This window comes from Pedobacter planticolens, assembly GCF_014172375.1.
Lineage (GTDB): Bacteria > Bacteroidota > Bacteroidia > Sphingobacteriales > Sphingobacteriaceae > Pedobacter > Pedobacter planticolens.
In genome coordinates this window covers 1454822-1467858 of the sequence record NZ_WNXD01000002.1, presented here as the reverse complement: position 1 = coordinate 1467858, position 13037 = coordinate 1454822, and the positions used below count along the sequence as shown (strand labels likewise).

The window sequence follows — 13037 nt, the reverse complement described above, 5'->3', positions numbered from 1 at the left end:
TTTTTCCTCTTTGGTAGGCCAGAGTGCCAATACCTTACAACAAATGTTAGCTATTTTTGAAATTATTTTTTATCAAGCTCTTTTTCTATGGTTTCTTGCAGTTGCTGCTTAAAATCATCAGATAGTTTGTAAGCTGTATTTTCATTGCTGTTAAAAATATGTCTTGTCAACTTTGTGATAAAAATACTTTGTTGCTCATAAAGTTTGCATACTGCGCACCCTGTAAGATGGATTTTCAGTTCCATTTTCTCTTTAAAAGAAAGGGGCATCAGCTGTTTCTTCTCGATCAAGAATGTGGCTTGTTTGCAGTTGTAGGCTATCGCTTTCAGTTTATTCATCTCTATAATTATTACAACCAGTTTTTTTGTAAACAACTTCTCAAATTTAGTTTTGCACGATGCATCACCACCCAAAAGTTTGCCGAGGTAATGCCCAATCCACTACAGATCTTTTCGGTTAGTTCTTCCTCTACATGTTTTAGGGTGAATACAGCAAACCATAGTGTGGGCAGTTTTTTAAGACAATGATCCATAATTTTCTCAAATTCCTTTTCAGCTAGTGGATCTTTAGTGTTAACGAAATCAGCAGGACGATGAGCATTATTCCAGTGCCCATCATTGCTGTCGAAGAAATCATGCTGTTCCATTTCACTATTTTCTTCAATCCTCTTTAGACCAGATGATTTTTTCCTGTAAACATCAATGATCTTGTATTTTAGAATTGCAGTAAGCCACGTTTTTTCGGTGCTCTTACCTTCAAATCCATCTACTTTTTGCAGCGCTGCCAAAAAGGTATCCTGCACAAGATCCATTGCTTGCTGATGGTCATTAATTCTCGATAGTGCGTAACCATATAGGTAATCAGAATAATTTTTCACCCAGAGGTTCGGTGCCAGTAGCTGGGTTTCAGTGCTCATGTTATTCAATATAAGATATTATCTGCACTTAGTCGGAAGATTTTAGCAAACCTTACAGCAAAATCGTATATTTTTTGAAGTTATCTTTAAAGAATAGTTATCATCAGAAATTTTTTCTGGTTGCGCCAATGATTTTTCCTGTGCCTTGCTCTTGGATAAAACCGATCAGTTCAAATTTATTTGGGTCAAATTCCTTTGGAAGAACCAACGAAACGCTTTTCACCAAATTACCAACAGTTGTTGATTGCTGGTCACGTACTACCTGAACGTGCGATAATATTCTTCCCTTATTTTCACCTTTGATTACAATAGATGTTGCTGATTTTTGAATAAGCGAAATTCTGATTTCATCATTTTGGTTCGCATTTGTAACTGAGAAAACAACTTTAGCTATTTTTTTATCTAGGATAACCTCATCTATAGTAAGGTTTGGCAACTTAGCTGTTGAAATTTGTTTACCCAATTCGTTTCTCAATCTGCGCTCATCTGAACCAACAAACTGCACACTTCCATTTATAACGAGTTGTGGCGTATAAATTGATGAAAGATTAAACTGCTCACCGTATCTATATTGTATAGCAGAGTAGGCTGAGCTGCTGAAAGGATCTTTCCAGCCCAATTTATCCCAATAGTCTACATGGTAAGCGAGGATAAAGACATCCTTTCCCTGAAATTCTTGGCTTATTTTTTTCACAACCTCATCTGCAGCTGGGCAACTTGAACATCCTTCTGAAGTAAAAAGCTCAATGACTTTAAATGGCACTGCGCTTTTTCCGGCTTTATGGCTTGTTGTACCTAATGCAAAAACTGTAACAAATACCAAAGATAGTAGAACGGCGATTTTTATATTTCTCATTTCCTAGAGTTTTAACCATTGGTCGAAATGCCTCTTATTTACTTACAAAAAATTCAATAATCATTCAGCTATAATATAAACAAATAGAGAAAAGAAATAAATTTTTCTCCAATCTGTTTTTCATAAATATTAATGGAATAATTTGCAACAAAAATGAAAGAAACAGGAAATCTCCCAGATAACCAAATTTTACAGCAATTACTCAAAACAAATGTGGAGATGATTGAAAAGATAAATGCAGTCAGCAGAGAGCTTGTCCACTTCAAAGAAATTTCCAGACTGATAACCGAAATTCACAAACCTCATTTTCCAAAAGACGAATTAGAAAGGGATAACAATTTGAGAAATAAATTCCTAGCAGAAATCATAATGGGTATACCTAGAAAACGAAAAAAAACCTAAGTTAAAATATCTTTCAACATTCAATGCATTAATTTTCGTTAATTAAAGTTCATCTACTTACCTACTCAACACTCCCAAAACTGGTGTATCACCGACGCTTTTGCAAAAAAACGAACTAAGAATTTACTAATAAAACAAAGAAACTATAGAAATGAAAAAGCCCTACATTGCTGTAAGGCTTTTAAATGGCTCCCTCTGCTGGGCTCGAACCAGCGACCCTCTGATTAACAGGGCAAAATCCTGTTTTGTGTTGTTTATAAATATCTATAAGTATTCTGTTTATCAGGTATTTACGTTTTTATTTTTTATCTTTGTCTATACCATTTTTGGGTTAATTATGGAGACTTTGTGCAAATTTTGTGCAAATGAAAATACAAAAACAATCACGATATGAAAAAGGCTTTAGTTTCACTCTACCACGATACCAGAAGGATATTAGACAATAATAGGTATCCAGTAAAGCTTCGTGTCTATTACGGAAGGACCAAGATGTACGAAACCGGAATTTCGGCTACAAAGGAAGAGTTTGAACACGGATACGTCGAACAGGCACCACGCGGTAGGTTCAAGAAGATACAGACCATGTTAAAGGCAATTGAATCAAAAGCGATCGAGGCGGCCGATGACCTGCGCTTCTTTTCATTTGAAAAATTCGAGCGTGCACTTTTCCGTGACAGGGGGAGCATCAACAACGTCATCGCCCATTACTGTGAGTATATCTCAGAACTGGAAGGGCAGGAAAGGATCGGCACCGCTTCCAACTATAGGTGCAGCATGAACTCTATCCTACAGTTTGCTAATATCGACAGGACCCACGTCGTAGAACGGATTTCGTTCGACACGATCAACCTGGATTTCCTGCACAGATACGAACGCTGGATGACGGGGAAGGAAAAAAGCAGAAGCACCGTTGGAATATACCTCAGGCCCTTGAGAAAACTGTTCAACTCTGCCATTGCCAATGGGGATATCCCGCCAGAACTCTATCCGTTCAAGAAATACAGGATCCCAAACGGAAGGAACATCAAGAAGACAATAGAAAAGGATGTGCTCAAAACCCTGTACACTTATCAGACCGATGATGAATTTATCATCAAGGCAAGGGACTATTGGTTCTTCAGCTACCAGTGCAACGGAATGAACTTTAGGGACATCGCAGAACTCAGGTTCAAAAACCTGTCCGATGACTACTTTACTTTCCTGCGCCAGAAGACACTCCACACCACGGGCCAAGATCCTGCGCCAATCGTCGTACCAATCACTCCATCGGTCGCAAGGTTCATCGCAAAATACGGCAGAAAAAACGGTGACGATAGGGATTACATATTTCCGATCTTTGAGCATGGGATGGACGCAAAGGAAAAGCACCGCACCAACCAGAACTTCATCAGGTTCGTCAACCAGCACATGAGAAGACTTACAAAGATGGTAGGTATCAACTTCAATATTGGAACGATGTACGCAAGACATTCCTTTACAACAATGGCTGCCCGTGAAGCTGGGCTGGAATTTGCGCAGGAGGCACTTGGCCATACCACCTTGTTAACGACCCAGAAATATTGGGCAGGTTTTGAGAAAAAGGTAAAACATGAGGTGGCGGAAAAGTTATTGGATTTTATTACTTAGGGTTATAACCAGGTTTATAAAGCCATCGTTAGGTTTTCAAGTGCAATCTTTGATCCATACAAGATGATATGGAAAAACCAACATTTGATCAATTGCCCGAGGCTATAGTTACACTTTATGACAAGCTATTATCCATCGAGAAAATGTTAACGGATCTGAAATTTGGCTATAATCTTCCTGAGCAAGATTTGTTGACCATTCAGCAAGCTTCCGAGCTTGTAACCTTAGCTGTACCAACATTATATAGCAAGGTAAGCCTAAAGGAGATCCCATTTTGCAAAAAAGGGAAAAGGCTCTATTTTTCAAAGTCCGAGTTATTAAAGTGGGTTAAGTCTGGCGTACAGGAAACAAATGGAAATATTGTGAATGGAGTAGAAAACAAATTCTTAGCCATTCATTCGAAAAAGTAATTAATTGATTCCGCAGGGAATAGAAGCCTATCACAAATAAGTATATTTTCAATGTTCACAAATTCAATATATAAGACTCAATGAATAACTCATTATGCTTTGTAAGATTATTTCTGTGTCAATTGCTTATTGATGCAGGTTTAATATAATCAACCAAATTTTAAATAGTTTACATCATTTTTTCATGTAAGCAGATCTAATTAGCAGACAATAGGTTAGAGGAATAATCCAACATTAGATGGTATAGTCTAAATGGTCGTTTACTTACATCATAATGTTTCGAAATAAATGGTTGGGAAGATTGATTTGAATATGGCTTGATAACGTCTGTTGTATTCGAATCAGGAAACTCGTTTATTAATAGATGGTTAATGTTATTAATATTCTCATCCAAGTCCAGCTTACTAACGATGAAACCGATCATTGCATTAATACGGTGATAACAGGAATATTTTTCCTTAACAAACCGCATTATGCCATGCTCAATATATTCCGCATTAAGACCCGTTCGTCCTTTTAAATTTAAACTATTCAATCTTTTGCATTCTATTATAAAGTATTCACTTGGATTTTTAAAGATGTTTGCATTAAAAACTTTAATATCTAAATAACCCTCACCGACACCAAACTCTTTTGGTTCACATTCGAAATGATATCTTAAGCCTATTTTTTTTTTGATTTCAGTATTATTTAAGTAATTGCAATGTAATTGATCTCTAATTGAATCTTCATTATTACGATATAGATCATTGAAAGACAAAGAAATAGAGTGACACTGTGATATCTTATTTAAGATACTTACTAGTTCCCCTTCATAATATAATTTTGCATTTTGTTTAAACACACTAGCATCAAATCGTCCAAAGAAATTCTTCATTCTTCTTGACCCCCAGCTTTAAGAATAGCATCCAGAAAATCATTTAAATCTAGATATGCCATGGCTTTGTGCCATACTTTCTTTTCATTTGGCTTGAATATATAAAAACTATCCTCTTCAAATCCTCTTACATCCTTTTGCATAAAAATTAGATCAGTAATCTTCTCATGCCCCAATCCTATAAGTGATTTTATTATATCACTGTCATATTTATTAACCCATTTAGTTTCATTTAGCTTTTTTCCTTCTTGGATTTTGAAAAAGATCCCAATTAAATGTTTTGAATACCATACCTCAACCATGAAATTTTTTCCAACGGAAAGGAAAGATTCAACGAACTTATCTGTAAATGCCTTAATGTATTGACCTAAATATGGATCATTAAATTTTAAATCTCCATTTAATAGCTTTGACGAATTTGATTTAACTAATGATGGAATTGAGAATTGGATAGCATAGTCAACAAGTGATTCTTCAGTTTCGTCCAAACCAAAACAGTTTAATACTTCTACATCAAGTTCACTAATTTTGTTTCTTAATTGGATTTGGATGTCATCCTTTTCATTTGACATGATCTTTTTACTGACCTCTCTTAGATTTGTTTTAATTTGATGTATTTCCTTGACAATGGAAGCCACTGCAATATCTGTTTTGAATGGAAAACCTAATTTCTCTTTATCGTGCGTTTCTTCTCTTTCCACGCCAGCGCTAGAGGTTGTTATAAGAGCATAATATGAAAATAGCGAGGAATTTAAAAATCCACATGCAGTTTCTAAAAAATTTATATCACTTGATTGAATAGCCGTTAATGAACTTTTAAAAACAATTTCCTTTTCATAATTTATCGCAGAAACACCTCTGAACATTGTACTAATTCCAGCAGTAATTAGAAGTTGAGGAGGATTAAAAAGTTTTCGATCTCTAGGATACAATGCAAGGGGCTCAGTCCAAAGTCTATTGTCATCAACATCTATATTAAAAGCTTCTACGTCCTCTTTAGTTCTGACAAATCTTTTTCCAATCAGATATGATGCGTCCTGAAGTTTGCGATTTCCATTTAGGATAACACCTTGCCCTATCAAACAATCTTTTAATAAAGCATATTCTGAGATTGTGGTATAGTATTCCTTCAAACGTTTTATAAAATAAAAGTCATTAAAATTACCGTAAAGTAAAACTTTCAGAATCCAATCATACTCTAAAAGTAAAGACTGTTTCAAACTTTTGACATCGTTCCTTTGTATGAGGAATAACTTAAAAAGCGAAAAAAAACGATTAGGTTTTATTGAAAAATGCTCAACTAAATTTTCATCTGTCGATTTAAGATGCGCATATCTATAAAATATTACTGCTGCTGGAGCAATTGCCGGATCATTAGATTTATCAAATACTTCTCGTCTCACAGGTGACAACTCAAAAATTCTATCAATGAAGAAATTCTTAAAAAAATATTTTCTGAAGTCCTTTGCATTTAAATTATATAATGTCTTGCTCGTTACAATGAAAGAAACAATTGTTTCACTGTTGCAAAAGTCTCCCGCTCTTAACAAAAATGCTTGCGCAATTTCCTTATTACTAATCGCCGCAATGGTTTCAGTTTTACTTTCAAACGTCTTCCTATTTTTTATATAAAGCTCGTATGGTTCTAAATTTTTTCCTTTACCACCTCCTCTTTTCCATGGAGGGTTTCCAATAATGAAATTAAACTTAATTTTACTTAATATTTCATTGAAACTATTAGAAACCATAAAGAAATCTCCCGCAAAGAAGTTTGAACCTAACAAAGCGGGAAACTCAAAATTTTCAATATCCCGAGGACTCTGATAGTCTAACAAAGTCAAATAGATTGAAAATATTGCTACACTTAATGCGCTTTCATCCTTATCGATTCCAAAAATGTTGGTTTTCGTCAGCTGGACTAGACCATTTCGATATTTAGTTGATCCTCTTGATTGGGATGGATTATCCAGATTATATTTTTCAATAATTACACGCAGAGTTTCAACAAGAAAGATTCCAGAACCACAGGCTGGGTCAAGTACAGCGCAGCTTGTGCTTTTAGGACTCAACTCAAAAAATTTCTTGACAGTTTGGGAATTAATATAATCTACTAAAAATAGTGGTGTGTAATATGACCCATTTATTGCTTGCTCTTTTTCGCCAATAAACATTTCGTAGACATTGCTTATAAACTCTACAGGTATAATAGAAAAATCATAGACATCAAACATAGACGTTTGATAATTAATCAATTCAACACCATTAAGTAAGTCAATAACTACATTTAGGGCATTTTGATTAAGATTCTGGGCTGGATCATCTATTTCAAATAGATTTCCCTTAAATTTTTGCTCTAAGTGAGAGAAGAAATTTAAAGTGTGGTCAAAATCATTAAGGACATTACAGTAATCTTCAGTAGTCCATACTTTGGGCTCTGAGTTAAAACCAATACGGACCTGACGGTCAATTAAATATCGCGTAAAAATAGTTTTTCCTAATAAAGCATTTGCAGAATAATTGGAAAGGCCACATTTATTAATTAATATTGATCGGGCTACTTTTATATTCTCTAACAGCTTAAAATCAACTCTCTTTTTATATGATAATGACAATTCGTACTTTTCCCATGTTTGTCCTGTAACGATTTTAAAGTACTCAAAATCACTTAATTCATTCTCTCCACCTAATACTGATAAGCTTTTGGTTTCCTTAAGGTATTCAAAACCATTGTAAATTGTTGTGGTATTATTTTCAAAAATAATAATTACAGGAACTTCATTTATATTCCATATTGCTTTAAATAATTCGCTTTTGTCATCTGGATTTTCATAGAAAAGTACAAAAGGTCGGTCACCTATGTAAAAAATCGAATTAGGCTTCAGAAAATCTTTAGAAAATAGTTTACTTAACTTTCCTTCGTTTTGTAAAATTACGTCATCACTATTAAACAGGCCATTTGAAATATCATAACCTAACTGTTGATGTATGCTTCGCACTGAGGGCATAATGATTGAATAATTCTTAAATGTAATTTATTGTGAACGTAATTTATTTAGTAGTTTCAAGTTTATTAAATTTTAGCTTTAAAAACACGCATTACTCTTGTCCATTTTTTTTCAGCTAACCATTCATATGCCCTATTGTTCTCAATGGCTAATTGCTCCAAATGATTATCAACGAACGCCAACATAAATGCATCCAGCCTATCCCTTTTAATATCATTTTGATAAGGTCCAAGGCAAATAAAATAGTTGACGCCTTTGAACACCTGCTTAATTAAATCAGTTAAAAATTTAAGAGAAATTTGCTCAATATCAAGGATATTAGAAAATAAATGAATATATATTCCCTCCTTCGGATTGAAATCATCAACAACAATATCATTAATTAATTTGTTTATAGTTACTAAACGTGTCGTATCAATATATTTATCAGCATGTAGGCTTGCTCTTTTCAATGCAAGAGTAGAGGGCTCAACTAGCGTAATGCTTTCGATATTCAAAGGGATTCCTTTTGATAAAATATGATCTAATAACACCATAGAACCAGTACCCTGACCACACCCCCAATCAACAATTCCCACAGATTCTTTAAAAGTACTGAAATCCAAAAAAGGGAATGCAGACGTTAGTTTTGCAGAATGCATCGGGCCTAACGCATGCATATATGCATACAACAGCGATTCATCATCAATAATCTTGGTGCCATTTATTAAGCTCCTAAATGCTTGCTCTTTATTGGGATTTGACAAATGCTTTGCTACAGAAATTGCTCGTATCGCATCAAATTCTTTATTAACTTCAGCTAAACTTATACTATATGCACTATCAGCTTCTTTTAACAGTCCGTACTCTGTTTGTGGGCTATGTATCGCTCGATTAAGGTAGGTGTCTAGTAATAAATTTATGTGGCTATACGCTATCTCATAATCTGTGAGATCTGTCTCAATTACACTAAAAATTAATGGATGGTTTAAGAAAGAAAATTCATCCTCTTTGATAATTGTTTTAATCTTTTCAATGATCGACTTCGCAATCCCAGGATTAAATTGCCCAAAATTAATTACGACCTGGGCAAAATAATTAATAAATGTTCCCAACACCCGGTCTTGCCTTTCTTCTTCCTCTTCATATGCGAATTTCAACAACTCATATATAGGTTGAACTCGGTCGAGATAATCTTCCGCAGTTGAGACATTAACCATAAACAAGGCCGATGCCTTAAGCCGACTTCCTAAATCAAATGGGGTTTGGGATAACAAACTGTATAACCGAAGGAAACATCCCAAATCTCCTATTCTTTCACATACGTCAAGCAATATCGCGAATAAAGAAAGGTTTGAGCGTTTGTTTGGGTCAAGTTTCCGAATCACCTGCCATTTCCCAAGAACAAATTGTCTAATGATTTCCTGATTCTCCCTAATGAAAGAATGCGGCTCAAGATTAAACCAATCGTGTATTTCTTGGCTATTGTTTAAAGCGAACTTTTCTAAATTAACTGCATTAGTGGCAGCATCACTTAATCGGTCTAGGAGAGTCATTAAAGTAAGGTTTGAGTATTGTTAATTAGCTTAATAAGTTCTTCTAATCCACTTTTAGTCTGCTTTATAGAATTAATTTTACTTGACGCGATTCCTTTTTGCTTTGCAATCTTTTTTAAATCTTTAATCTCTAATTTCTCTAGTTCATCATAGTCTTTATTTTCAGTATTTTTTCGTAAGACGTCATTAGAGATATGATTTAACAAATCATTTTTATGGGCAATTACATCTTTCAATTGTTTAATTTCTGATAATAATTTCTCAGTTTTCCTCTGGAAATCCATATGTAAAGACCTTAAACTATCCTCAATGGTCTTTGTAGCAATTTGTAAAATATCCTCTTGAAATTCGGATGTTTTATTTTTGATCTTCTCAAGTAAAGGTGTAAGTAGTTCATTTAAAATTAAATCGGAATTCTGCAGTGAATCCTCGTTGGGAATTGGGTTAAAAGAATTTTGCCAATTTATCTTTTCATCTTTTGTGATGGAGTTTGATTTATTAGCCCTTCCCAAATCATCAACATATGGAAATGGTCTTGAACTTCTTATCCCATAAAATACATATTGAAATATGCTTTCTAAGATATAATAATCCAATGAAGTATCCATTTTAAATTTAATCTCATTTCCACCAACTTTATACTTATTGCGTAGTCCGCTATAACGAATGTTCAAGCCAAATATTAAAGCCAGCTCTTGTGCTTTTTGCTGTGAAAACTTATTCGACTTTAATTGATAAATAAAATCATCGATCGATTGGGATTTTGAATTACCATATGTTGCAAGTATAATTAAGGTGAAAATTGGAGAATCAACTGGTATATTTTCTAGATTGACTAACCCAAATTGTCTCTGAATTTTGATGCCATAATGTTTAGCTACTTTGTCGACATCATCAAAATCGACCTCATCAAAAATGTAAGATTTCAAAATCTCTATGTATTCGTTAGATTTTTTACCGGTAAAAATACTTGTAAGTCTATCCCCATTCATAGATGCCTTAAAACTTGACGAAACTTGCGCCAAATCAAGCATATATGGATTAAAAAAACCTATCACCGAATAGTAATCAACAGGAAACTTCTCATTCTTATCTTGCAAAATCCGCATAAACGAAACTCCACCTAATAATATGTCAAACCTTTTTATTTTTTCAACTAGATTATCATTAATTTCCCTACTTAATCTATTTAAATTAGGTATTTGATGAAAAGGCCCACTATACCTATCTATTGTTATAAGTTTCTGAGGAAGAAAGCCAGCACCAGCGTTGATATTATATTCGGTAGTTTTCATTTGATTCTCATCTAAGAAAAATACGTTTTTAATTCTTGAAATCGGCAACGCGCCATTAAGGAGGTAATAACCATTTTCGAAAATCAAAAATGGTTCCTCAGTATCGGCTAAGATAATTTCAATAGAACAATCAGAATCCTTATACCACCTATGCTCGCTAAGAAATAATTGATTCCCAAAGATGTCTTGTATATCTGAGGGTTTATTATTATAAAATTTTGAAGGCAAAACTATACCTTTTCCAAAATAATGGGGTAATGACGTAGATTTTATCGGAAGATATAAACTTCTATTTTTCATTATTTTAATTCTTCAATATCAAAAGTAGATGAATGGATAAATCCAGGCACTGACGAACTAAGCAAAAACAGATTTCTTTTCGCCCTTGTAAAAGCCACATAATAATCATTCTCCTCTGTTACAAACATGTATCTTAGATTGTATTTCATTTTTTGAAAGTCAGGGATAATCACAGTATCGAATTCAGTTCCTTTACATGACTTAAATGTTGTGACGTGTACGTTTTCTATTAGGGGCAAATCATCATCATCATTCACATATTTTGAGCAGGGAATTTTTGCTCTTTCAATTAAATCATGAAAATAATTAACACCCTTTTTGAAAGGACTAAGTATAGCAATGTTATGATTTGCGGACCTAAATCTATTGATTATGTCAATTATCCCTTTGTCTTGCTTTGCAGAATAACCATCCGTTAATAAAACAATTGGTTTATTCCCAGTCCTATTTTTTCTTAATAAAATATTAAATGTAGTTTGTGTAATTAGCTTACCTGGTAGAGTAGACCTAACGAAGCGCATTATTTGTAAAGAATTTCGAAAGTTTTCGTCTAGTAAATATGGCTCATTATGTGGAAACATCCTTTCAAGTTCAATTTCCTTGGTACATTGTTCAGGAAAAATTATCTGTTGATCATCTGCGCCATAAGATATAATTGGGGCATGGTTTATAATTGATTTGTATTTAAGCGGCTCTACATCTTGTGCTTCATCAATTATAATTTCATCAAAGTCTTCCTGTTCATGCTCTATCCAATAATATGTTCTTTTAACATTTTGACTAGCTTCTAAATTTTCATCTGCAACTGCAGAAGAAAGATATTTTGCCAACGTTACAGTATAGGTTAAAAGTAAACTGCGCTTGGTGCCAATATTATAGTTTCGGATATGTCTCCATAATGAAACCACACTTTTACCCGTACCTGGACCTCCAGAAACAGAAATTGCTCCAGGATCATTGAGAGCAGACTGTTGAGCTGTTGTCAAATCTGTGATAATTGGGAGGTTAAAATTATATGGCATTATAAAGTTTTTATAAATCTAAACGTTAAATTAATTCTCTGTTCGGCTGGTCTACTTATTTTAGGCACTTGATGTTGCCAATGGTGTTGTAACGAGCCTTGCATAACCAACCCACTTCCATGATTAAGGTCAATTTCTATTTTTTCATTAGTCCTTTTATGACGCAACTGGAATTTTCGAGTTTCACCGAAATTTACAGAACCAATAATTGGATTAATTCCAAGTTCTGACTCTGCATCTGTGTGCCAAGAAATAGAATCATTACCATTTCTGTATAGATTTAATAATACACTATTAAATTCTGCATTTGCAAATTGTTGAATTTTTTCTTTGATTTTCGATAACTCTGGTAACCATGGTAAAGGTTGTAGATGAATTCCAGAAAATGAATAATATTTTTCTGTGTCTCCATACCATGCGGTCAATCGAGGTAGATTTATTTTCTTTCCATAAATATTCATAGATTCTTGTTTCCAAGATACGTTTTGAAGTAAAACGTTATAAAGGCGATCAGCTTCATTTTTATTATAGAAATTAGGTTCAAAATTATATTCTCCATCGGTAATTTTCTGAATACCAACGTTATTATAAGAGCCAAAAATGTCAATCTGAGCCATAGTAAAACAAACATTATATCGAGAGGAATGAACAATAATAAAAAGTTTAATGTAAATATACATTTTTGCGGGGGAATACACTTAATTGAATTACTATTATTTTTAGCATTCACCCACATCGCTATCACTCTTATCGCAATTTAAACAATTGATGTTTGTAAACATTTTTTACTGCT

12 protein-coding genes are annotated in these 13037 nt (G+C 33.8%); 3 read left to right on the top strand and 9 right to left on the bottom strand.

Features of this window, described 5'->3' with window-relative positions; translation table 11 throughout:
- Nucleotides 1-62: 62 nt before the first annotated feature.
- The 3 genes from GM921_RS15170 to GM921_RS15160 all read right to left on the bottom strand — a co-directional run bounded on the left by GM921_RS15170 (nt 63) and on the right by GM921_RS15160 (nt 1772).
- Entirely contained in the window at nt 63-338 is a 276-nt protein-coding gene (locus GM921_RS15170; protein ID WP_182923478.1) for a hypothetical protein, read from the bottom strand.
- A gap of 11 nt (nt 339-349) precedes the next feature.
- Nucleotides 350-916, bottom strand: coding sequence for a sigma-70 family RNA polymerase sigma factor (locus GM921_RS15165; protein WP_182923477.1), 567 nt, complete (start codon nt 914-916; stop codon nt 350-352).
- Nucleotides 917-1019: 103 nt separating this feature from the next.
- Nucleotides 1020-1772: a DUF1223 domain-containing protein gene (locus GM921_RS15160; RefSeq protein WP_182923476.1), complete on the bottom strand. Its 753-nt coding sequence runs from the start codon at nt 1770-1772 to the stop codon at nt 1020-1022.
- A 153-nt stretch (nt 1773-1925) separates the two neighbouring features.
- Between GM921_RS15160 and GM921_RS15155 the strand changes: the two genes are divergently transcribed.
- From GM921_RS15155 to GM921_RS15145, 3 genes are all read left to right on the top strand, one after another.
- The gene (locus GM921_RS15155) at nt 1926-2174 is read left to right on the top strand and encodes a hypothetical protein (protein ID WP_182923475.1); all 249 of its coding nucleotides are present in this window, start codon (nt 1926-1928) and stop codon (nt 2172-2174) included.
- 390 nt (nt 2175-2564) lie between these two features.
- A complete protein-coding gene (locus tag GM921_RS15150; RefSeq protein ID WP_182923474.1) occupies nt 2565-3800 on the top strand; it encodes a tyrosine-type recombinase/integrase in 1236 nt (411 codons plus the stop codon).
- Nucleotides 3801-3868: 68 nt separating this feature from the next.
- On the top strand, nt 3869-4210 hold the full coding sequence (locus GM921_RS15145) for a helix-turn-helix domain-containing protein (RefSeq protein ID WP_182923473.1): 342 nt from the start codon (nt 3869-3871) through the stop codon (nt 4208-4210).
- Between the two features lie 196 nt (nt 4211-4406).
- Here the strand turns inward: GM921_RS15145 and GM921_RS15140 are convergent, their stop codons facing one another.
- The 6 genes from GM921_RS15140 to GM921_RS15115 form a co-directional block, all read right to left on the bottom strand.
- On the bottom strand, nt 4407-5087 hold the full coding sequence (locus tag GM921_RS15140; RefSeq protein ID WP_182923472.1) for a hypothetical protein: 681 nt from the start codon (nt 5085-5087) through the stop codon (nt 4407-4409).
- Entirely contained in the window at nt 5084-8092 is a 3009-nt protein-coding gene (locus GM921_RS15135) for an Eco57I restriction-modification methylase domain-containing protein (protein WP_182923471.1), read from the bottom strand. Before GM921_RS15135 ends, GM921_RS15140 begins: the two co-directional genes overlap by 4 nt.
- A gap of 65 nt (nt 8093-8157) precedes the next feature.
- Nucleotides 8158-9627, bottom strand: a complete 1470-nt coding sequence (locus GM921_RS15130; RefSeq protein WP_182923470.1) for a hypothetical protein — start codon at nt 9625-9627, stop codon at nt 8158-8160.
- Nucleotides 9627-11222, bottom strand: coding sequence for a hypothetical protein (locus GM921_RS15125; protein ID WP_182923469.1), 1596 nt, complete (start codon nt 11220-11222; stop codon nt 9627-9629). The genes GM921_RS15130 and GM921_RS15125 overlap by 1 nt, the downstream gene beginning before the upstream one ends.
- Nucleotides 11222-12244 (bottom strand): AAA domain-containing protein, encoded by a 1023-nt coding sequence (locus GM921_RS15120; protein WP_182923468.1) that lies wholly within the window; start codon nt 12242-12244, stop codon nt 11222-11224. The genes GM921_RS15125 and GM921_RS15120 overlap by 1 nt, the downstream gene beginning before the upstream one ends.
- Nucleotides 12244-12861 (bottom strand): alpha-ketoglutarate-dependent dioxygenase AlkB family protein, encoded by a 618-nt coding sequence (locus tag GM921_RS15115; protein ID WP_182923467.1) that lies wholly within the window; start codon nt 12859-12861, stop codon nt 12244-12246. Before GM921_RS15115 ends, GM921_RS15120 begins: the two co-directional genes overlap by 1 nt.
- Between the last annotated feature and the right edge of the window lie 176 nt (nt 12862-13037).